Source organism: Cellulomonas sp. P4_A2 (assembly GCF_056402515.1).
In genome coordinates, this window is record NZ_JBFUHG010000018.1 from 23,005 (window position 1) to 42,097 (window position 19,093).

Here is a 19,093-nt window from a genome sequence, read left to right on the forward strand (position 1 = left end):
TCACGAACGACGTTGCGCATGCGCACATGCTGGCACACGCAGACGAACAGGTGTACGAGTGACACGCGACGCGCGCACGCGTCGGCCCACGGGTGGTCGGGCGACGGCACCCTCAGCCGCGTCGTCGGGCCGCCTGCTCCGCGGACGCCCACGCGCGCTGCGCCGCGGTCATGGAACCGGGAGCACGCTGCGGCGTCCCGAGGGCGCCGGCGGGCCTCCAGATGTGGCAGACGGCCAGTGCGAGCGCGTCGGCGGCGTCGGCGGGACGCGGGAGCTCCTCCAGGTGCAGGAGGCGCTGGACCATCGTCTGCACCTGCGCCTTGTCCGCGCGGCCGTTGCCGGTGACGGCGGCCTTGACCTCGCTCGGCGTGTGCAGCGCGACCGGGATCCGACGACGCGCCGCGGCGACCATCGCGATGCCCGCGACCTGCGCGGTCCCCATCACCGTGCGCAGGTTCTGCTGGGCGAACACGCGCTCCACGGCGACCGCGTCCGGGGCGTGCTCCTCGAGCCACTCCTCGATCTGCTTCTCGATGTGCAGCAGCCTCTGGTCCACGTCCCACAGGGCGTCCGACGTCGCGACACCCACCGCGACCATGGCGAGGCGCCGCCCCGGCAGACCGTCGACCACGCCGAGGCCGCACCGGGTCAGGCCAGGGTCGACTCCGAGGACGCGCACGCCGTCATGGTCGCAGCCGACCTGACCGGTTCCCGGGAGGCAGCGCCGACGCGAGAGGGACCCGGCCGACCGAGCGGCGGGGTCCCTCTCCAAGCGGTGGCGCGGGACTCAGTCCTCGTTCTCGAGCTCCGCCATGACCTCGTCGGAGGCGTCGAAGTTCGCGTAGACGTTCTGCACGTCGTCGGAGTCCTCGAGCGCGTCGATGAGGCGCAGGATCTTGCGCGCACCCTCGGCGTCGACCTCGATCTGCGTGGCCGGCCAGAACACGACGTCGGCCGAGTCGTACTCGATACCGGCGTTCTGCAGCGCGGTGCGCACCGGGACCAGGTCGGTGGCCTCGGAGAGGACCTCGAACGCCTCGCCGAGGTCGTTGACCTCCTCGCCGCCCGCGTCCAGGACAGCCTCCACGACCGAGTCCTCGTCCGTGCCCTCCTTGGGGACGATGACGACGCCCTTGCGGGAGAAGAGGTAGGAGACCGAGCCCGGGTCAGCCATCTGGCCGCCGTTGCGCGTGAACGCGACGCGGACGTCGGACGCTGCACGGTTGCGGTTGTCGGTGAGGCACTCGACCAGCACGGCGATGCCACCGGCGCCGTAGCCCTCGTACATGATCGTCGTGTAGTCGGCGCCACCGGCCTCCTGGCCGGAGCCGCGCTTCACCGCGCGGTTGATGTTGTCGATCGGGACCGACGACTTCTTGGCCTTCTGGACCGCGTCGAACAAGGTCGGGTTGCCGGCGAGGTCACCGCCGCCGGTGCGCGCGGCCACCTCGATGTTCTTGATCAGCTTGGCGAAGAGCTTGCTCCGCTTGGCGTCGACCACGGCCTTCTTGTGCTTGGTGGTGGCCCACTTGGAGTGACCCGACATCGCTTCAGCTACCTCTTCTCGTCCTGCTTCTCGTCCCGCGCGACCTCGACCCCGGCTGCAGCGCCGAGCCTCACAGGGTGTCGCGGACGATCTCTACGAACAGTTGGTGCACCCGGGTGTCCCCGGTGACCTCCGGATGGAACGAGGTCACGAGCAACGGGCCCTGGCGGACGGCCACGATCCTACCGGCGGCCGGGCCCGACTCCACTCGCGCGAGCACGGTGGCCGCAGGGCCGACCTCCTCGACCCACGGTGCCCGGATGAAGACGCCGTGCACGGGTCGGACATCAGTGCCGTCGATCCCCCTGATCTCCAGGTCCGTCTCGAACGACTCGACCTGCCGGCCGAACGCGTTGCGGCGCACCGTGACGTCCACCCCGCCGAGGGTCTGCTGACCCTCGATGCCGCCGAGCACGCGGTCAGCGAGCAGGATCATCCCCGCGCAGGAGCCGTAGGCCGGCATCCCGGCGCGCAGGCGGGCGCGGACCGGCTCGAACAGGTCGAACGCGCGCAGGAGCTTGTCCATCGTCGTGGACTCGCCCCCGGGCAGGACGAGCGCGTCGACGGCGTCGAGCTCGCGCTCGCGGCGCACGGGCACGGCAGCGGCCCCGACGGCGGTCAGGGCGTGCACGTGCTCGCGCACGTCTCCCTGCAGGGCGAGGACTCCGACGGTCACGGTCACAGCGGGCGATCCTAGTTCGGGTCCGCCGATCGCGACCGCCGCGCTCAGTACACGGAGCCGCTCCGCTCGTGCCGACGCCGGTGCGCGAGCAGCGCCTCGACCTCGGCCTGCCGCGCGCAGGCGTGGTCGATCAGCGCCTGGTAGATGGAGAAGTTCTCGCGCAGGCCCCTGGTGTCGAGGCCTGCGACGTCCTCCGACTCGATCTGCCAGAGCAGCGAGATCAGCCGCTCCGGGTCCTCGTTGAGCCGCGGGAGTGGCGGCGGGACCGGGAAGACGGAGCCCTCCGGTGCACCGGACCGGTACCTGGACGGGAAGCTGGACGGAAAGCTGGACGGAAAGCTGGACGGGGGGTTCTCGGGCTGCGTGCTCATTCACGACCTCCAGGACTGGTGTTCGAACAAACGTACGGACACCCACTGACATCCGGCGTGCGGTCGTAGGCTCCGGGCTGTGACCGACGCCCTCGACACCCGCGCCGCCGAGCTCGACCGCCTGCACGCCCACACCGACCTGAGGGACCGGTTCTTGCTGCCGGCCGGCACCGTCTACCTCGACGGCAACTCGCTCGGGGCGCTGCCCGTCGGCGTGCCCGAGGCGGTCTCCCGGGTGATCCGCCAGGAGTGGGGCACCGACCTCATCGGCTCCTGGAACACGCACGGCTGGTGGGACGCGCCGCAGCGGGTGGGCGACGCGGTCGGGCGGCTCATCGGCGCGGCGCCGGGGCAGGTCGTGGTCGGGGACTCCACGAGCGTCCGCCTGCACCAGAGCCTGCACGCGGTCGCCGCGATGCGGCCCGGGGCCACCGTCGTGATCACCGAGGCCGACGGGTTCCCCACGGACCGCTACATCGTCGACGGCGTCGCCGAGCAGGTCGGCTGGCGCGTGGTCCGCTCCCGGCCGCACGACATCCCCGGGCTCCTGGACGGGGACGTCGCCGCCGTCGTCCTGTCGCACGTCGACTACCGCACCGGCGAGGTGCTCGACCTGCCGGGCCTGACCGCGGCAGCCCACGACGCCGGCGCGCTCGCGGTCTGGGACCTGTGCCACTCGGCCGGCGCCATGCCCGTCGACCTCGACGCCCACGGCGTCGACCTCGCCGTCGGCTGCGGCTACAAGTACCTCAACGGCGGCCCGGGCGCGCCGGCGTTCGGCTATGTCGCGCACCGGCACCAGGAGGCGTTCGTCAACATCGTCCCCGGCTGGAACGGGGACGCCGAGCCGTTCGAGATGGCCGACGAGTACCGAGGTGCCCCGGGCATCGCCCGGGCACGCATCGGCACTCCCCCGCTGCTGTCCCTGCTCGCGCTCGAGGCGGCGCTCGAGGCGTTCGACGGTATCGAGATCGACGACCTCAGGACGCGCTCGCTCAGCCTGACCCGGTTCCTGCGCGAGTGCATCGCCGCGGTGCTCCCCGACGCCACCTTTGCGTCACCGCAGGACGACGCCACGCGCGGCTCGCAGGTGGCGGTGCGCCACGAGCACGCCTACGGCATCGTCCAGGCGCTCGCCGCCCGCGGCGTGGTCGGCGACTTCCGGACGCCCGACATCGTGCGTCTGGGCGTTGCGGCGCCGTACCTGACGCACGCCGACCTGGTCAGCGCGGCGCGCGCCCTGCAGGCGGTGCTCCGCGCCGAGGAGCACCTCGACCCCGCATGGGCCACACGCAACGCGGTGGCCTGAAGGAGAGGTACGGGGCCGACCGCTACTCGCGAGCCAGCCCCAGGTGCCGCGTGACCCCGTCCCAGGCGGGCAGCAGGCCGCGCACCAGCGCGACCAGAGTGTCCGGGAAGACCTCGATGTCGACCCGCTCGAGGTCGTCGAGCGACCACCATCTCAGCTCGTCGATGACGTCCAGCTCGAGCTCGGTCCAGCCGGCCCTGTGCCCGTCGCCGAACGCGTCCGCCGGCACCCGCGCCAGGTAGAGCACCTCGTCCTGCCGGCAGTGCTCCGCGTAGAAGTCGAAGATCGCGGAGCGCGTGAACACGGGTCCGACGAGGTCGTCGGCGCCCAGCACGATGCCGGTCTCCTCACGCACCTCGCGCAGGGCCGCGGAGGCCGCGTCCTCACCGTCGTCGATCCCGCCGCCGACCGTGAACCACCAGCTGCGCTCGGGCTGGTCCACGTCGTGCCCGCGGATGAGCAGCACGCGGTCCTTCTCGTCGAGCAGGATGACGCGCGCGGCCTCGCGGAACAGCAGGCCGTCCTCGCCGCGCCTCCACTCCGGTCCCAGCCCGTGCACGGGTCCGCCGCCATCGGCGCCGGACCTCGGAGAGACGGCTGAGGCCGCGGACGGGGCGTGCSCGGCCGCCCCCAGCGGGGCCAGGCGACACCTTGGCGATCACGTCGGGGTCGTCGAAGAACGTGGTGGCCTTGACGATCGCGGCGGCACGCTCGGCCGGGTTGCCCGACTTGAAGATGCCCGAGCCGACGAAGACGCCCTCGGCACCGAGCTGCATCATCATCGCGGCGTCCGCGGGGGTCGCGATGCCCCCGGCCGTGAAGAGCACGACGGGGAGCTTGCCGGCCTCGGCGACCTCCTTGACCAGGTCGTACGGCGCCTGCAGCTCCTTGGCGGCGACGAACAGCTCGTCCTCCGGCAGCGAGGTCAGGCGGCGGATCTGGTCGCGCAGGGTGCGCATGTGGGTCGTGGCGTTGGAGACGTCGCCCGTGCCGGCCTCGCCCTTGGAGCGGATCATGGCCGCGCCCTCGGTGATGCGGCGGAGCGCCTCACCCAGGTTCGTGGCACCGCAGACGAAGGGAACCGTGAAGCCCCACTTGTCGATGTGGTGCGCATAGTCGGCCGGGGTCAGCACCTCGGACTCGTCGATGTAGTCGACGCCGAGCGACTGGAGGACCTGCGCCTCGACGAAGTGGCCGATGCGCGCCTTCGCCATGACGGGGATGGAGACGGCCTCGATGATGCCGTCGATCAGGTCGGGGTCGCTCATGCGCGCGACGCCACCCTGGGCGCGGATGTCGGCCGGCACGCGCTCGAGCGCCATGACGGCGACGGCCCCGGCGTCCTCGGCGATCTTGGCCTGGTCGGCGGTGACGACGTCCATGATGACGCCGCCCTTGAGCATCTCGGCCATCCCGCGCTTCACGCGTGCGGTGCCGATGACGCCGGCGTGCGTCGCGGTGGTGGGCTGGCTGTTCTCGCTGGTCACGTCGAGCCTCACAGATCGTGTGCGGGTGGAACCTGAACGGGATGGCGGCCGTGCTGGCCACGAACGACAATCCTAGACCGTGCGCGTCTGGCGTCACGTCAGTGCTGGTCAGTGACCGTCGGTGCTCGCCGTGGAACGCGCACCCGGCCGGCCGAGGGTCTCGGGCCAGGTGTCGTCGAGCTCGAGGGAGTGCGGCGCGGGTGCGTGACCGGCCAGCCGCAGCAGCCGCACGAGCGGTCCGCTGCGTGCGTGAGCGGTCTGCGCGACGGCCTCGTTGTGGAACCGGCGCGCGAGCTGGACCCGGTACCAGGCCGAGGCGAGCGCGTCCGCGAGCTCGTTCCCGGTCGGGTCGGCCCGCAGCGCGGCCACCTCGTCCGGGTCGTCGAGCACCTCGCGCAGCGTCGCCGACAGCTCGCTCTCGATCCGCCCGCGGTCGACCGGCGCGGGTCGCCCGTGCGCCGGGCGATCCTCGACGACGGGCAGCGCGCCGCGGTCGGCAGCGAGCAGCCGGCGCAGGTCGGCGGGCAGCGAGCCGTCCTCGGTCACGTCCGGACCACCGGCCGAGAGCGCCGCCCAGGCGGCCTCGCCGACGAGCACCGAGCTGACGGGGTCGAACAGGCCCGAGGTCGCCAGCTCGGCGGCCACTGTCGCGCGGCGGACGAGCTGGGCGTCCACCACGGCCTTGGACGAGGAGACCTTGCGGTGCAGCCGGTCGAGGCGCGAGGCGGCGACCCAGACCCACCACAGGACCAGTGCCAGGACGATCGTGATGTAGACGAAGAGCTCCGACCAGCTCATCGGACCTCGCTCCGTCCGCGCAGCCGCGCACCGCGCTGCGACCACGGGTCCTCGCCCACCGGCTCGCGGCGGTCGGCGACGACCATCTCGTACACGGTCAGCACCTGGTCGGTCACCACCGACCAGTCGTACTGGGGCACGACCTCCTGGGCATGCGCCCGCACGGAGTCGCGCAGCGCGGGGTCGTGCAGCACTCGGATCAGCGTGCTGGCCAGGTCCTCGCTGTCGCCCGTGGTGAACAGCACGCCCGCGGCACCGTCGTCGAGCACCCGGGAGAACGCCCCCAGGTCGCTCGCGACGACCGCGGCGCCGGCGCTCATCGCCTCGACGAGCACGATGCCGAAGCTCTCGCCGCCCGTCTGGGGCGCGCAGTAGATGTCGACGGACGAGAGCAGCCGGGCCTTGTCCTCGTCGGAGATCCCGCCGAGGAACTCGACCGCACCCGCGGCCTTCTCGCCGAGCAGCTCGCGCACCTCGTCGGGACCCGTGTCCCCGCGCCCCGCGATGAGGAACCGCGCCCCGGGGATCGCCGCGAGCACGCGCGGCACCGCGTCGAGCAGCACCGGCAGGCCCTTGCGCGCCTCGTCGAGCCGGCCGAGGAAGGCGATCGTGGGAGCGTCGTGCGTGCCCGTCCAGCGCTCGTCGGGCTCCGCGTCGATGAAACCCTGCGTGTAGACACCGTTCGGGATCACCACGGCGTCCCCGCCCATGTGCTCGACGAGCGTGCGGCGCGCGTCCTCGGAGACCGCGATGCGCGCCGAGATCTTCTCGAGCGACTGGCGGACCAGAGGGTACGCCATCTGCAGCGGTCGCGAGCGGATCAGCGCGGTGTGGAACGTGGCGACGATCGGCCCGTCGGCGATCCACAGGGCGAGCATGCCGAGGCTCGGGGTCACGGGCTCGTGCAGGTGCAGGACGTCGAACTCGCCCGCCGCGAGCCACTTGCGCACGCGGGCCGCGGTGACCGGCCCGAACGTCATGCGGGCGACGGCGCCGTTGTAGCGGACGGGGATCGCCCGCCCGGCCGCCGTCATGTACTCGGGGATCTCGGTGTCGTCGTCGGCCGGGACCAGGACGGACACCGAGTGGCCGCGCGCGATCAGGGCCTCGGCCAGGTCGCGGACGTGGAACTGGACCCCGCCGGGCACGTCGTAGGAGTACGGGCAGACGATGCCCACACGCAGGGGTCGCACGGCATCGAGCTGGCTCATGCCGACCGTTCCGCTCGCTCGAGCATGCTGGCGTAGCGCTCGGGGTCGAGGTCCTCGACGAAGACCTTCTGCAGCATGTGCCAGTCCTGGGGGTTGCGTCGGATCTCGGCGCCGAGCTGGTCGACCCATGCCTGCGTCAGCACCCGGACCTGGTCGGCGCGCGGGACCCCCTCGGGCACAGGGATCGGCTCGTGGAAGTCGATGACGATCCCCCACGGCGACCGCGCCGCCCTGCGCCGAGCCCCGGACAGCCGCTCGTAGGTGATCGAGGTGGTGACCAGCGGGGCGCCGGTCGAGATCGCCAGCGCCGCGGGGCCGGCAGCGAACCGGGCGCGCAGGCCGAACAGGTCGGCCTCGACGCCCGAGGCGGTCAGGTCACGGTCGGCGAGCAGCGGGATCAGGCCGGGTCCGCCCCGCGCCGCGCGCACCAGCCCGCGGAAGACGTCGCCGGAGCCCGTCAGAGGGAAGATCGTCAGGCCGATGCTCTCGCGGAACGCGACGAACTCCTGGAACAGCTCCTCCGGCTCGAGCCGCTCCGCGACGGTCGTCACGGGCGCGATCGCCCGGGTCGCCCACGCCCCGGCGAGGTCCCAGTTGCCCATGTGGCCGAGCGCCAGCACGACCGAGCGGCTGTCCTGCGTGTACGGCAGGAGGTTCTCCACCCCGATGCCGCGCACGCGCGCGTCGATCTGGCGCTGGCTCATCGAGCCGAGCGAGAACGCCTCGCCGAAGTACCGCATGTACGACCGCATGCCGGCCCGGGTCAGGCGGCGCAGCGAGCGGGCGTCGAGGTCGGGACGGGCGCGGGCGAGGTTCTTCTCCAGCTGGATCACGCCGCCCGTGCGGCGCAGCCACGTCACGTCCGCGACGAGCGTGAACGCCCCGCGCAGCAACGACCCGGGCACCTTGCCGGCGACCTTCCAGCCGGTCGCGTAGAGCCGCGCGACGTCCACCTTCACGGGGCGACCCCCGCCGCCGCCTGCCGGTAGACCTTGCTCATCCGCTGCACGATCGTGATGGCCGACGCGACGACCAGCAGGGACAGCACCACGGTCAGCACCACGACCGGTGCGCCGAGACCGACGACGAACGTCGCGACGAGCACGAGCAGGAGCCGGTCGGCGCGCTCGGCGATCCCGCCGGACGCGGTCATCCCGAGGCCCTCGGCGCGCGCCCGGGCGTACGGCACGATCGAGCCGAGGACCAGGCAGACGAGCGCGAGGACCGCGGTGAGCCGGTCGTCGCCGCCCGCGGTGAACCACAGGACCAGGCCTGCGAAGATCGCGCCGTCGCCGAACCGGTCCATCGTCGAGTCCAGGAACGCGCCCCACGGACCCGACCGGCCGGCCTGCCGCGCCATGACGCCGTCGAGCGAGTCGGTGAGCACGAACACCGTGATGATCAGCGTGCCCAGCAGCAGGTGCCCGGTCGGGAAGGCCCACAGAGCCGTGGCGACGACGACGAGCGTGCCGCCGATGGTCACCGCGTCCGGGGAGACGCCCAGCCTCAGCAGCAGCCGGGCCAGGGGCGTGAAGAGGCGGGTCATGGCGCCCCGCAGTCCGTTCAGCACGTCAAGATCATCCCTCAGTCACCCCGTTGATCGGACCCGGCCAGGCGGCCGCGAGGCGCTCCCGCGTGTCGCCCAGGAGCTCGGGCAGGGCCCTGCTCCGGCCGACGATCGGCAGGAAGTTCGAGTCGCCGCCCCAGCGCGGGACGACGTGCTGGTGCAGGTGGGCAGCGATCCCGGCACCGGCGACGTCGCCCTGGTTCACGCCCAGGTTGAAGCCGTGCGGACCGGAGACCTCCCGGAGCACGGTCATCGCGGTCCGGGTCATCGAGGCGACCTCGGCGACCTCCGCCTCGGTCAGCTCCGTGTAGTCGGCGACGTGCCGGTACGGGCAGACCATCAGGTGCCCTGAGTTGTACGGGTAGAGGTTGAGCACGACGAACGCGACCTCGCCGCGCGCGACGATCAGCCCGTCCTCGTCGCTGCGGGTGGGAGCACGGCAGAACGGGCAGCCCGGACCGGCCTCACGATCGGTCGGCTTGTCCTGCCCGCCCAGGTACGCCATCCGGTGCGGCGTCCACAACCGCTCGAAGCCGTCGGGCACACCGGCGAGGTCCTCCGAGGGCTCGCTGGCAGGCTCGATCTCGTCAGGCTGCACCCGTCAGACCTGCACGCGATCGCGCACCGCGGCGACGATGCGCTCGATCGCCTCGGCCACGGGCACCCCGTTGTCCTGGTGCCCGTCGCGGTAGCGGAACGACACGGCGCCGGCCTCGGAGTCCTCCCCGCCGGCGATGAGCACGAACGGGATCTTCTGCGTGCTGGCGTTGCGGATCTTCTTGCCGAACCGGTCGTCGGAGCGGTCCACCTCGGCCCGGATGCCCTGGGCCTGCAGCTGCGCGACGACGTCGTCCAGGTACGGCTCGAACGGCTCGGCGACCGGGACGGCCAGCACCTGTACCGGCGCGAGCCAGGCCGGGAACGCGCCGCCGTAGTGCTCGGTCAGCACCGCGAAGAACCGCTCGACCGAGCCGAACAGCGCGCGGTGGATCATGACCGGCCGCTGACGGCTGCCGTCGGAGGCCGTGTACTCGAGCTCGAACCGCTCGGGCAGGTTGAAGTCGAGCTGGATGGTCGACATCTGCCAGGTGCGACCGAGCGCGTCCTTGACCTGCACGGAGATCTTCGGCCCGTAGAACGCGGCGCCGCCCGGGTCCGGCACCAGGTCGAGGCCCGACGCCTCGCCGACCTGGCGCAGGGTCTCGGTCGCCTCCTCCCAGACCTCGTCGGAACCCACGAACTTCTCGGGGTTCTTGGTCGAGAGCTCCAGGTAGTAGTCGTCCAGCCCGTAGTCCTTGAGCAGGTCGAGGACGAACTTCAGAGTCGTGGTGAGCTCGTCGGCCATCTGCTCACGGGTGCAGTAGATGTGCGCGTCGTCCTGCGTGAAGCCGCGGGCCCGGGTCATGCCGTGCACGACGCCCGACTTCTCGTACCGGTAGACGGTGCCGAACTCGAAGAGCCGCAGCGGCAGCTCCCGGTAGGACCGCCCGCGGGCCGCGAAGATCAGGTTGTGCATCGGGCAGTTCATGGGCTTGAGGTAGTACTGCTGCCCGGCCTTGCGCACGTGCCCCTCGGCGTCGCGCTCCTCGTCGAGGGTCATCGGGGGGTACATGCCCTCCGCGTACCAGTCGAGGTGCCCCGAGATCTCGTACAGCTTGCTCTTGGTGATGTGCGGGGTGTTGACGAACTCGTACCCGCCCTGCACGTGCCGCAGCCGGCTGTAGTGCTCCATCTCCATGCGGATCACGCCGCCCTTGGGGTGGAACACGGCCAGGCCTGAGCCGATCTCCTCGGGGAAGGAGAACAGGTCCAGCTCGGTGCCGAGCCGACGGTGGTCGCGACGCTCCGCCTCGGCGATGCGCTCGAGGTACGCGCGCAGCTCGTCCTTGGTCGGCCAGGCGGTGCCGTACACACGCTGCAGCTGCGGGTTCTTCTCGCTCCCGCGCCAGTAGGCGGCCGCCGACCGGGTCAGCTGGAAGCCGTTGCCGAGCAGCCGGGTGCTCGGGATGTGCGGCCCGCGGCACAGGTCCTGCCAGACGACCTGCTCGGTCTCGCGGCCGGCGCCGCGCACGTTCTGGTAGATGCTCAGCCCGCCCAGGCCGACCTCGACCGACGCGCCCTCGGCTGCGGTCGGGTCGCCCTTGAGCCCGATGAGCTCGAGCTTGTACGGCTCGTCGCGCAGCTCGTGGCGCGCCTCGTCCTCGGTGACGTCCCACCGTCGGAAGGTCTGGCCCTCCTTGACGATCCGGCCCATGACCTTCTCGATCGCCTTGAGGTCCTCCGGGGTGAACGGGGTGTCCACGTCGAAGTCGTAGTAGAAGCCGTCGGTGATCGGCGGGCCGATGCCCAGCTTGGCGGTCGGGACGACCTCCTGGACGGCCTGCGCCAGCACGTGCGCCGCCGAGTGCCGCAGCACGGCCAGGCCGTCGGGCTCCTCGATGGTCACGGCCTCCACGACCGCGCCCTCGGGCAGCGGCAGGTGCAGGTCGCGCAGCTCGCCGTCCACGCGGACGACGACGACGTCACGCCGGGCGGAGTACAGGTCGGTACCCGTCGTCCCCGGCTCCACCGTGGTCGCGATCCCGTCGACGGTGAGGGTGATGAGCTCGGGCACCGGTACTGCCTCCTTCGTGGCGGCCCGCCCGGGCGGCGGGCCACTCGATGCTACCGGCGGCGACGCGGAGCGCCCGACGCCTTATAGGACGCCAGAAGGGGCCGGCCCGTGGGGCCGACCCCTCCTGATGTACGTGGGCGATACCGGACTCGAACCGATGACCTCCTCGGTGTGAACGAGGCGCTCTACCAACTGAGCCAATCGCCCATCCCCGCACCGTCACCCGTCAGTCCGACACGCCGTGTCGTCCGACGAGCACCATCAGCGGGTGATGTCGATGGAATGCTACCCGGCGGGCGCCGAGATTCCGAACTGGACGTCACGTGCGGCCAACCAAGGCCTGATCAGGGCATGTTCGCGCTCTCATCGACACGTTCGTGTCAACGAGCCGGTGGGTGCTGTGACCCCTCGCCCGTTCGGGAGCGCGTCCCTCCGGGTGAACTAGGGGTAGTTACCGGTCCAATCCGGCAATCGTCCTGCCATGATGGTGCCTCCAGCCCTTGCGAACAGGAGGACCCGATGACGAGCTCGACCTACGACGTCGTCGAGGTCGTCGCCATGCAGCTCATCGGATCCGACGCAAGCGTCATCCCGGTGAGTGCCGAGTTCTCGTTCCGAACCACCGATCCGTACACGGTCCGCGCGGTCTTCACCGGCCCGCACACCATGTCGACGTGGCTCGTCGGACGCGAGTTGCTCTCCCTGGGGATGCACGCCACCGCCGAAGCACCGGCGGGAACGGGCGACGTCCAGGTGTGGCGAGACGAAGACCCCGACTACACGCTCGTATCGCTCAGTGGGGTCGAAGGCAGCGCGCTGCTCGCCGCGCCCACCGAGCCGATCGAACGGTTCCTCGCGGGTACCGAGGCACTGGTGCCTCTGGGTACCGAGAGCGACCGCATGGAAGGCGAGATCACGGCGCTCATCGCCGCGTTGCTCACCGCCTGACGATCGCCCTCCTCGCGACCGGTTCCGCTGCCGCGGGGCCGGTCGTTCCATGCCCACGTCACGGGTCGAGGTCGTCGGCCAGGCGCTTCTGGAACAGCCGCTGCGCCTCCAACGACACCGGGCCGGCCGTCACGGTCTGCCCGTCCAGGCTGACGACCGGCGAGACGTTGCGGATCGAGCCGCTCATCATCAGCTGCGCCGTCCCGGCGGCCACCTCGTCGAGCACCTCGTAGCGCAGCTCCCCCGCCGCGGCCTCGCGCACCGGCAGGTCCTCCTGCGCCGCCCACTCGAGCAGCAGCTCGCGCGTGATGCCCGCGAGGCACCCGCTGGACAGCGGAGGCGTGACGAGCTCGCCCTCGCGCTCCACGAAGACGTTGGACGCGGTGCCCTCGCACAGCTCGCCGACCGTGTTGGCCAGCACGGCCTCGTCGGCACCGCGCCGGTACGCCTCGGCCACCGCGACGACGTTCTCCGCGTACGAGGTCGTCTTCAGGCCGGCCACGGCCGACCGCTCGTTGCGGACCCACGGCACCCGGACGACGCGCGAGACGGCCGACGGGGCGGCGGGGCCCGCCAGCACGAGCAGGCTCTGGTGCTGGTCCTGCGGGGGCAACCGGTTGGAGCCGAGCGGACCGACACCGCCGGTCAGCGTGATCCGCAGGCGCCCGGTCTCCGGGCCGGCCGCGGCCAGCACCGCCCGGACACCCTCGCGCACCGTGTCGAGGTTCGGTTCCGCCAGGCCGATGCCCAGGGCGGAACGCCGCAGGCGTCGCAGGTGACGGCTCAGGGCGAACGCCGTGCCGCCGTACACGGCGCAGGTCTCGAAGACGCCGTCGCCGACCGTGAGGCCGTGGTCCACGCCCGTGACCAGCGGCTCGTCGGGACCATAGAGACGACCGTCGGACCAGATCACCACACTCATCGCATCAGTCTGTCACCGGGCCGACGTCGACGTTGGACGCCAGGCCGACGAGCCGCGCGGCCTTGAGCTCGGTCTCGGCCCACTCGGCGCCCGGGTCGCTCCCCCACGTGATCCCCGCGCCCGTGCCGAACCTCAGGACGCCGTCGGACCACCAGAACGTCCGGATGCCGACGGCCAGCTCGGCCCGGACGCTGCCGTCGTCGGCGACCTCGATCCAGCCCACCGCGCCGCAGTAGGGCCCCCGCGCCTCCCGCTCGAGCGCCTCGATGATCGAGAGCGCCGACGCCTTCGGAGCACCCGAGACCGAGCCCGGCGGGTAGGTGGCGTCGAGCAGGCGGGCCCACAGGTCGGGGGCGGCCGCGACCTCGGGATCCAGCACGCCCTGCACCGTCGAGACGAGGTGTACGAGGCCCGGGTGACGTTCCTCACCCAGCAGCGTCGTCACCTCGACCGTGCCCGGCGCGCAGACGCGCTGCAGGTCGTTGCGGACCAGGTCAGTGATCATGACGTTCTCGGCGCGGTCCTTCTCGGTCAGCGCGTCGGCAGTCACGGCGGTGCCCTTGATCGGCCCCGACGTCACGACGCCGTCGCCCACCCGCAGGAAAAGCTCGGGGGACGCCGTGACGACCCACACGGGCTCGTCCGACGCCCCGACCGGCACGTGCACGCCTCCCGCGTACGGCGCGGGGTTGCCGGCGTCCAGGACCGCGGCCAGCGCGCGGGCGTCGGGCTCGTCGGCGAGGGGCGCCGAGAGGACCCGGCAGAGGTTCGCCTGGTAGACGTCCCCCTCGCGGATCCGGTCCCGGACACCCTCGACCGCGTCGACGTACGCCTGGCGGTCCAGCGACGACGTCCACGCCCCGGCGTCCGGACCGCGCCACGACGCTTCTCCCCCGGTCCGCGCCGGTCGCACCGTCGCGAAGCGCCACGCCCGGACGCGTCCCTCGAAGTCGCCGACAACGGCCCACCAGCCCGCGGTCAGCCGCTCGGGTCGGGCTCGCACGTCCACGACCTCGACCAGATCGGTCGCCTCGACCCCGGCGAACCAGGCGCTCCCGGGGGCTCGGACGCATCGCTCGGGCACCCGCACACGGTACAGACACCCTCAGAACACCCGCAGATCCGCACGGTTGCGCGCCTGGCGTGAGCCAGTTGGACTCTCGCCGACGTCGTCGGTTAGAGTTCGGGACGCACACGGAGCACCGGTGAAAACCGGCGGACGTGCTGTGCGGACGTGGCTCAGTGGTAGAGCATCACCTTGCCAAGGTGAGGGTCGCGGGTTCGAATCCCGTCGTCCGCTCGGAGGCAGACATCCTGATCGGCGCCAGCCGCTCTGGACTGCGGTCTCAGGGTGGAGTGGCCGAGAGGCGAGGCAGCGGCCTGCAAAGCCGTATACGTGGGTTCGAATCCCATCTCCACCTCGTAGGACAAGTGCAGTTTGTTGTGCCCCGGACCAACCTCCGGGCGATTGGCGCAGCGGTAGCGCGCTTCCCTGACACGGAAGAGGTCACTGGTTCGATCCCAGTATCGCCCACCAGCATCACCGCAGGTCAGAGGGCCGTCACCGAGTGATCGGGGCGGCCCTCAGTCATGCGCCCGCAGCTCGGGACACGCCACCCGGCCAGCCGTCGGAGCGACCGCCCGGGCCATCCGAGCCCCGGCGTGCCCGTCCCGGGTCGCGGTCGGCTCGGTCCGGGGCGAGCATCGCGGGATGACCTCTGATGCCGTCTCCCGGCTGTCCGCCGCCCTCACCGAGCCGACGCCTGGCAGCGACCCGCTGATCCGTCGGGTCGCGCGTACGGCGCTCGGCGCGGGCCTGGTCTTCGCCGGCGTCAGCCATCTGACGTTCGCGCGCGAGGAGTTCCAGGCGCAGGTGCCGAGGTGGTTCCCGGTCGGCACCGACGTCACGGTGCTGGCTTCCGGCGCTGTCGAGATCACGCTCGGGACCGCGCTCGTCACGCTCACGCGCCGGCGCGCCGCGGTCGGGCTGGTTGCCGCAGCGTTCTTCGTCGCCATCTTCCCCGGCAACATCGCGCAGTGGCGCGAGCGCAAGGACGGCTTCGGCCTCGACACCGACGACCGGCGCCTTGCCCGGCTGTTCTTCCAGCCCGCGCTGGTCGCCTGGGCGCTCTGGTCGAGCGGCGCGCTCGAGGCGCTGCGTCGTCGACCGACGACGTGACGACACCCGGCCCACGTGCCGCACGTTGTCGGGACGCGTCAGTGCACGGGAACGGTCGCCGTCAGAAGCGGTAGCTCGTCTGGCCGTGCGCCCCGCCGAAGACCAGGACCTTCTCGGGCGCGACGCGGTACACGACCGCTCCGCCCTCGGTCGCGCCGCCGGAGCGGCTGCGCTCCACGAAGACGTCGCCCTGCACCTCGAAGTCCCAGTCGTCGCCGTACTTGGCGTACCAGGCCTTCGCGAGGGACTGGAGCGCATCGGCGTCGGTGACCCTCGTCGCGACGCCCTCGACCACGACGTCCTTGCCGTTGTCCCAGCCGCCCGCGCCGCCGTTCCCGGCCGTGACGGCGACGTGCCTGTTGTTGTCGAGGTTGCGCTGCTTCTGCTCCTGCTCGCCGGTGCAGAAGGCGAACGCCCCGTCGACCCAGACGCCGACCAGCGGCACCGCATGGGGCCGACCGTCCGCGCGGACGGTGACGATCCAGTAGAGCTGCGCGTCGCTCAGGAGCCGCTCGATCTCGTCCCACGCCGGTGGCTCCTGGCTGGCGTCGCCGTACCTCGGGTCGATCACTCCGGTCGTCATGGCTCAGCCGGACCAGCTGAACCGGACGTCGAGGTTGGTGAACGTCGGGGGGCCGTCGCACAGGGCGGCGAGCTGGGCCGCGAACGCGTCGGTCTCGGGCCGCGCGGAGTTCTCCATCGCCGACTCGTAGGACTCGAACTCGACGATGTTGAGGTAGCGACCTGGGTCGTCGCGGTCCGCCGTCACCACCGCCCGGACCACCCTGGTGTCGGGCTCGCCCGCCCGGGCCGCGACGTACTCGTCGCCCAACGCCTGCACCTCGTCGATGCGGGACGTCCGGAAGTCGATGATCTGCACGAACCCCGTCATGGTGACCTCCTGTGTCGTCTCCAGGCTCCTCCGGCTCCGCTGCCACTTCAAGATGGCCGGGCTGCACGTCGAGGCTTCGGCGTGCGGCCGCAGGCACCTCGGGCCACGATGCGGCCATGGTTGTCCCCCGGGCGATGCTGTCTGTCGTGGCCCTCGCGGCCGTGGCCGGCTGCGCCGTGGGGTCGTCCTCGACCCGGGCGGACGACGCCCAGGCGCTGACCGACCCGCTCGAGCAGACGTCGTCGGCAGTCGCGACCGCCGAGACGACCGTCAACCTCCTGGGCGCCGGCCGGCTCTCGCGCGCCGTCGCCGACACCGCACTGCTCGACCAGAACGCGGTCCTCGAGGATGCGGCGTTCGCCGTCTCCACACTGGTGCCCACCGACGCGACGAGCGCCGGCTGGCAGGACGACGCGCTCGCCGCGGTCCGCCAGGCGCAGGCAGCCGTCGTCGGCGCGCGGGCCTGGACCAACGACGCAGGCGCAGGCGAGGACGCGGTCTCTGCCGCCCTCGCCTCGAGCGCCGACCGGCTGGACGAGCTCACGGCTCAGCTGGCGGTCGTGCCGTGAAGCGGCTCCTCGGCCTCGCGCTCGGGATCCTCACCGCGATCGGTGGGTTCCTCGACATCGGTGACCTGGTGACCAACGCCGTGGTCGGCTCGCGGTTCGGGCTGTCGCTCGCCTGGGTCGTGGTGGTCGGTGTGGTGGGCATCTGCCTGTTCGCGCAGATGTCCGGCAAGGTGGCCGCCGTCAGCGGCCGGGCGACGTTCGAGATCATCCGCGAGCGACTCGGTCCGCGCGCGGCCGGGGCCAACCTCACGGCGTCGTTCCTGATCAACCTGCTCACCCTGACGGCGGAGGTCGGAGGCATCGCCCTGGCGTTGCAGCTGGCCAGCAGCGTCGAGCCGCGGCTCTGGATCCCGGTCGCCGGCCTGGCGGTGTGGCTCGTGATCTGGCGGACGAAGTTCTCGATCATGGAGAACGTCACGGGGCTCGTGGGACTGACGCTGATCGTCTTCGCGGTCGCGGTGTTCCTCCTCGGCCCGGACTGGAGCGAGCTGGCCGACCAGGCGTTCCACCCGCGCGTCGCCGCCCAGGAGGGGCAGGCCGTCTACTGGTACTACGCGATCGCGTTGTTCGGTGCGGCCATGACGCCCTACGAGGTGTTCTTCTTCTCGTCCGGGGCGGTCGAGGAGAGGTGGACGGTGAAGGACCTGTCGCAGTCCCGCCTGAACGTGCTGGTCGGCTTCCCGTTCGGCGGCGTCCTCTCCGTCGCGATCGCGGCGTGCGCTGCGATCGTCTTCCTACCGCAGGGCATCGAGGTGTCGTCGCTGTCCCAGATCGTCCTGCCCGTCGCGATGGCCGGCGGCAAGCTCGCGCTGGCCGTCGTGATCGTGGGCATCGTCGCCGCGACGTTCGGGGCCGCCCTGGAGACCTCGTTGTCCAGCGGGTACACGCTCGCGCAGTTCATGGGGTGGTCATGGGGCAAGTTCCGACGGCCGTCGCAGGCGGCCCGGTTCCACCTGACGATGATCATCTGCCTCATCGTCGCCGTCGCCGTCCTGATGACCAGCGTGAACCCGATCGCCGTGACCGAGTTCTCGGTCGTGTTCTCGGCGGTGGCGCTGCCGCTCACCTATCTGCCGATCCTCGTCGTCGCGAACGACCCCGAGTACATGGGAAAGCACGTCAACGGGCGCCTGACCAACGGGTTCGCGCTCGTCTACCTGGTGATCATCGTGGTGGCGTCCGTCGCTGCGATCCCTCTGATGATCGTGACGGGAGCCGGCTCATGACCGACCTGCCCCAGGACGCCCATCCGCCCGGCCTCCTGCTCGACGCGCGTCTGCACCTGCTCGACCGGCAGATCCTCGACGTCGACGGCACACCGGTGTGCACGGTCGACGACCTCGAGGTGCACGGTCTCGACGGTTCCGACGAGCCCGACGGGTCGCAGGCCGCTGTCATCACCTCGCTGCTCAGCGGAGCGGTGCTGGCCACGCGCATCTTCGGAGGCCGTCCCCCGCCGTCGCGGTGGCACCGCATCCGGTGGACCCACGTGGCCGAGGTCGGCACCACGGTCCGACTCGGCATCCGGAGCGAGGAGCTGGACGTCACCTGGCCCGAGCGCTGGGTCCGCGACCACATCATCCGCCGCATCCCCGGAGGCAGCCATGATCCTGGGTGACCTCCTCGACGCGCCGGTGACCGGCCCCGACGGCAGCCGGCTCGGTTACGTGGTGGACGTGCGGCTCGTCCTGGACGGGCCGATCGACGGGCTGCTCGCCGCACCGCGCCTGCACGGACTCCTCGTCAGCCCGCGCACAGCGACGTCCTTCCTCGGCTACGAACGCACCGGCGTGCGCTCCCCCGCCCTCGTGGCGCGCTGGTTCGCGTGGCGACACCGGGGGACCTTCCTGGTCCGCTGGGAGGACGTCGACTCCGTGGCGCCCGGCGCGGTGCGGGTGGCGGAGGGCTTTCGCCGATTCTCACCCGCCCTGCCTGGTCCTCGCTCCACCGGCGCCGCCTGACCATGCACGAACGGCGCCGCTCCCGTGTCCGGGCGCG

22 protein-coding genes, 4 tRNA genes and 1 pseudogene are annotated in these 19,093 nt (G+C 71.8%); 10 read left to right on the forward strand and 17 right to left on the reverse strand.

Annotated elements, in window-relative coordinates; translation table 11 throughout:
• Nucleotides 1-112: 112 nt before the first annotated feature.
• The 4 genes from ruvC to AC1DUE_RS15810 all read right to left on the reverse strand — a co-directional run bounded on the left by ruvC (nt 113) and on the right by AC1DUE_RS15810 (nt 2,599).
• Nucleotides 113-679 (reverse strand): crossover junction endodeoxyribonuclease RuvC, encoded by a 567-nt coding sequence (ruvC, locus tag AC1DUE_RS15795; RefSeq protein WP_477040367.1) that lies wholly within the window; start codon nt 677-679, stop codon nt 113-115.
• Between the two features lie 108 nt (nt 680-787).
• Nucleotides 788-1,546, reverse strand: a complete 759-nt coding sequence (locus AC1DUE_RS15800) for a YebC/PmpR family DNA-binding transcriptional regulator (protein ID WP_477040368.1) — start codon at nt 1,544-1,546, stop codon at nt 788-790.
• Nucleotides 1,547-1,616: 70 nt separating this feature from the next.
• Nucleotides 1,617-2,228, reverse strand: coding sequence for a pyridoxal 5'-phosphate synthase glutaminase subunit PdxT (gene pdxT, locus AC1DUE_RS15805; RefSeq protein ID WP_477040369.1), 612 nt, complete (start codon nt 2,226-2,228; stop codon nt 1,617-1,619).
• A 44-nt stretch (nt 2,229-2,272) separates the two neighbouring features.
• Entirely contained in the window at nt 2,273-2,599 is a 327-nt protein-coding gene (locus tag AC1DUE_RS15810) for a hypothetical protein (RefSeq protein ID WP_477040370.1), read from the reverse strand.
• 79 nt (nt 2,600-2,678) lie between these two features.
• Here AC1DUE_RS15810 and AC1DUE_RS15815 point away from each other — a divergent pair, with 79 nt between their 5' ends.
• Nucleotides 2,679-3,908: a kynureninase gene (locus AC1DUE_RS15815; protein WP_477040371.1), complete on the forward strand. Its 1,230-nt coding sequence runs from the start codon at nt 2,679-2,681 to the stop codon at nt 3,906-3,908.
• Nucleotides 3,909-3,930: 22 nt separating this feature from the next.
• Here the strand turns inward: AC1DUE_RS15815 and AC1DUE_RS15820 are convergent, their stop codons facing one another.
• From AC1DUE_RS15820 to AC1DUE_RS15860, 9 genes and pseudogenes are all read right to left on the reverse strand, one after another.
• A complete protein-coding gene (locus AC1DUE_RS15820) occupies nt 3,931-4,374 on the reverse strand; it encodes an NUDIX hydrolase (protein WP_477040372.1) in 444 nt (147 codons plus the stop codon).
• Between the two features lie 172 nt (nt 4,375-4,546).
• Nucleotides 4,547-5,395 (reverse strand): annotated as a pseudogene (gene pdxS, locus AC1DUE_RS15825) (pyridoxal 5'-phosphate synthase lyase subunit PdxS); the annotation flags it as partial.
• A gap of 108 nt (nt 5,396-5,503) precedes the next feature.
• Nucleotides 5,504-6,193: a hypothetical protein gene (locus AC1DUE_RS15830; protein WP_477040373.1), complete on the reverse strand. Its 690-nt coding sequence runs from the start codon at nt 6,191-6,193 to the stop codon at nt 5,504-5,506.
• On the reverse strand, nt 6,190-7,404 hold the full coding sequence (locus AC1DUE_RS15835; RefSeq protein ID WP_477040374.1) for a glycosyltransferase family 4 protein: 1,215 nt from the start codon (nt 7,402-7,404) through the stop codon (nt 6,190-6,192). The genes AC1DUE_RS15830 and AC1DUE_RS15835 overlap by 4 nt, the downstream gene beginning before the upstream one ends.
• Nucleotides 7,401-8,363 (reverse strand): phosphatidylinositol mannoside acyltransferase, encoded by a 963-nt coding sequence (locus tag AC1DUE_RS15840; RefSeq protein WP_477040375.1) that lies wholly within the window; start codon nt 8,361-8,363, stop codon nt 7,401-7,403. Before AC1DUE_RS15840 ends, AC1DUE_RS15835 begins: the two co-directional genes overlap by 4 nt.
• Nucleotides 8,360-8,974, reverse strand: a complete 615-nt coding sequence (pgsA, locus tag AC1DUE_RS15845) for a phosphatidylinositol phosphate synthase (protein ID WP_477040376.1) — start codon at nt 8,972-8,974, stop codon at nt 8,360-8,362. Before pgsA ends, AC1DUE_RS15840 begins: the two co-directional genes overlap by 4 nt.
• Nucleotides 8,975-8,981: 7 nt before the next feature.
• Nucleotides 8,982-9,569 (reverse strand): HIT family protein, encoded by a 588-nt coding sequence (locus AC1DUE_RS15850; protein ID WP_477040377.1) that lies wholly within the window; start codon nt 9,567-9,569, stop codon nt 8,982-8,984.
• A gap of 3 nt (nt 9,570-9,572) precedes the next feature.
• Entirely contained in the window at nt 9,573-11,585 is a 2,013-nt protein-coding gene (gene thrS / locus AC1DUE_RS15855) for a threonine--tRNA ligase (RefSeq protein WP_477040378.1), read from the reverse strand.
• Between the two features lie 134 nt (nt 11,586-11,719).
• Nucleotides 11,720-11,792 (reverse strand) — tRNA-Val (locus AC1DUE_RS15860).
• 351 nt (nt 11,793-12,143) lie between these two features.
• Between AC1DUE_RS15860 and AC1DUE_RS15865 the strand changes: the two genes are divergently transcribed.
• The gene (locus tag AC1DUE_RS15865) at nt 12,144-12,533 is read left to right on the forward strand and encodes an SsgA family sporulation/cell division regulator (RefSeq protein ID WP_477040379.1); all 390 of its coding nucleotides are present in this window, start codon (nt 12,144-12,146) and stop codon (nt 12,531-12,533) included.
• A 58-nt stretch (nt 12,534-12,591) separates the two neighbouring features.
• Here AC1DUE_RS15865 and AC1DUE_RS15870 read toward each other — a convergent pair whose 3' ends face one another.
• Both AC1DUE_RS15870 and AC1DUE_RS15875 read right to left on the reverse strand, forming a co-directional pair.
• Complete coding sequence (locus tag AC1DUE_RS15870) at nt 12,592-13,455, reverse strand: aminotransferase class IV (RefSeq protein WP_477040380.1); 864 nt, start codon at nt 13,453-13,455, stop codon at nt 12,592-12,594.
• Nucleotides 13,456-13,459: 4 nt separating this feature from the next.
• Nucleotides 13,460-14,539: a chorismate-binding protein gene (locus AC1DUE_RS15875; RefSeq protein ID WP_477040381.1), complete on the reverse strand. Its 1,080-nt coding sequence runs from the start codon at nt 14,537-14,539 to the stop codon at nt 13,460-13,462.
• A 144-nt stretch (nt 14,540-14,683) separates the two neighbouring features.
• On the opposite strand from AC1DUE_RS15875, the gene AC1DUE_RS15880 reads away from it, so the two are divergent.
• The 4 genes from AC1DUE_RS15880 (at nt 14,684) to AC1DUE_RS15895 (ending at nt 15,634) form a co-directional block, all read left to right on the forward strand.
• Nucleotides 14,684-14,755 (forward strand) — tRNA-Gly (locus tag AC1DUE_RS15880).
• 50 nt (nt 14,756-14,805) lie between these two features.
• A tRNA-Cys gene (locus tag AC1DUE_RS15885) sits at nt 14,806-14,876 on the forward strand.
• A 41-nt stretch (nt 14,877-14,917) separates the two neighbouring features.
• Nucleotides 14,918-14,992 (forward strand) — tRNA-Val (locus AC1DUE_RS15890).
• A 174-nt stretch (nt 14,993-15,166) separates the two neighbouring features.
• Nucleotides 15,167-15,634, forward strand: coding sequence for a DoxX family protein (locus tag AC1DUE_RS15895; RefSeq protein WP_477040382.1), 468 nt, complete (start codon nt 15,167-15,169; stop codon nt 15,632-15,634).
• Between the two features lie 61 nt (nt 15,635-15,695).
• Here AC1DUE_RS15895 and AC1DUE_RS15900 read toward each other — a convergent pair whose 3' ends face one another.
• Together AC1DUE_RS15900 and AC1DUE_RS15905 are read right to left on the reverse strand one after the other, a co-directional pair.
• Nucleotides 15,696-16,217 carry a pyridoxamine 5'-phosphate oxidase family protein gene (locus tag AC1DUE_RS15900; RefSeq protein WP_477040383.1) on the reverse strand — a complete coding sequence of 174 codons (522 nt, stop codon included), beginning with the start codon at nt 16,215-16,217 and terminating at the stop codon, nt 15,696-15,698.
• 3 nt (nt 16,218-16,220) lie between these two features.
• Entirely contained in the window at nt 16,221-16,526 is a 306-nt protein-coding gene (locus tag AC1DUE_RS15905; RefSeq protein WP_477040384.1) for a putative quinol monooxygenase, read from the reverse strand.
• Nucleotides 16,527-16,642: 116 nt separating this feature from the next.
• On the opposite strand from AC1DUE_RS15905, the gene AC1DUE_RS15910 reads away from it, so the two are divergent.
• From AC1DUE_RS15910 to AC1DUE_RS15925, 4 genes are read left to right on the forward strand one after another with little or no spacing between them, the layout of a single operon-like run.
• Nucleotides 16,643-17,095, forward strand: a complete 453-nt coding sequence (locus AC1DUE_RS15910; protein ID WP_477040385.1) for a hypothetical protein — start codon at nt 16,643-16,645, stop codon at nt 17,093-17,095.
• A complete protein-coding gene (locus AC1DUE_RS15915) occupies nt 17,092-18,321 on the forward strand; it encodes an NRAMP family divalent metal transporter (RefSeq protein WP_477040386.1) in 1,230 nt (409 codons plus the stop codon). The genes AC1DUE_RS15910 and AC1DUE_RS15915 overlap by 4 nt, the downstream gene beginning before the upstream one ends.
• Nucleotides 18,318-18,713: a hypothetical protein gene (locus AC1DUE_RS15920; protein WP_477040387.1), complete on the forward strand. Its 396-nt coding sequence runs from the start codon at nt 18,318-18,320 to the stop codon at nt 18,711-18,713. Before AC1DUE_RS15915 ends, AC1DUE_RS15920 begins: the two co-directional genes overlap by 4 nt.
• The gene (locus AC1DUE_RS15925; RefSeq protein ID WP_477040388.1) at nt 18,700-19,056 is read left to right on the forward strand and encodes a PRC-barrel domain-containing protein; all 357 of its coding nucleotides are present in this window, start codon (nt 18,700-18,702) and stop codon (nt 19,054-19,056) included. Before AC1DUE_RS15920 ends, AC1DUE_RS15925 begins: the two co-directional genes overlap by 14 nt.
• The last annotated feature ends 37 nt before the right edge of the window (nt 19,057-19,093 follow it).

Excerpts from the sequence above, each read along its gene's own strand:
- AC1DUE_RS15800 (WP_477040368.1), bottom strand. The coding sequence starts at position 1,546 with ATGTCGGGTCACTCCAAGTGGGCCACCACCAAGCACAAGAAGGCCGTG.
- AC1DUE_RS15810 (WP_477040370.1), bottom strand. The coding sequence starts at position 2,599 with ATGAGCACGCAGCCCGAGAACCCCCCGTCCAGCTTTCCGTCCAGCTTT.
- AC1DUE_RS15830 (WP_477040373.1), bottom strand. The coding sequence starts at position 6,193 with ATGAGCTGGTCGGAGCTCTTCGTCTACATCACGATCGTCCTGGCACTG.
- AC1DUE_RS15835 (WP_477040374.1), bottom strand. The coding sequence starts at position 7,404 with ATGAGCCAGCTCGATGCCGTGCGACCCCTGCGTGTGGGCATCGTCTGC.
- AC1DUE_RS15865 (WP_477040379.1), top strand. The coding sequence starts at position 12,144 with ATGCAGCTCATCGGATCCGACGCAAGCGTCATCCCGGTGAGTGCCGAG.
- AC1DUE_RS15870 (WP_477040380.1), bottom strand. The coding sequence starts at position 13,455 with ATGAGTGTGGTGATCTGGTCCGACGGTCGTCTCTATGGTCCCGACGAG.
- AC1DUE_RS15895 (WP_477040382.1), top strand. The coding sequence starts at position 15,167 with ATGACCTCTGATGCCGTCTCCCGGCTGTCCGCCGCCCTCACCGAGCCG.
- AC1DUE_RS15900 (WP_477040383.1), bottom strand. The coding sequence starts at position 16,217 with ATGACGACCGGAGTGATCGACCCGAGGTACGGCGACGCCAGCCAGGAG.
- AC1DUE_RS15905 (WP_477040384.1), bottom strand. The coding sequence starts at position 16,526 with ATGACGGGGTTCGTGCAGATCATCGACTTCCGGACGTCCCGCATCGAC.
- AC1DUE_RS15910 (WP_477040385.1), top strand. The coding sequence starts at position 16,643 with ATGGTTGTCCCCCGGGCGATGCTGTCTGTCGTGGCCCTCGCGGCCGTG.
- AC1DUE_RS15920 (WP_477040387.1), top strand. The coding sequence starts at position 18,318 with ATGACCGACCTGCCCCAGGACGCCCATCCGCCCGGCCTCCTGCTCGAC.
- AC1DUE_RS15925 (WP_477040388.1), top strand. The coding sequence starts at position 18,700 with ATGATCCTGGGTGACCTCCTCGACGCGCCGGTGACCGGCCCCGACGGC.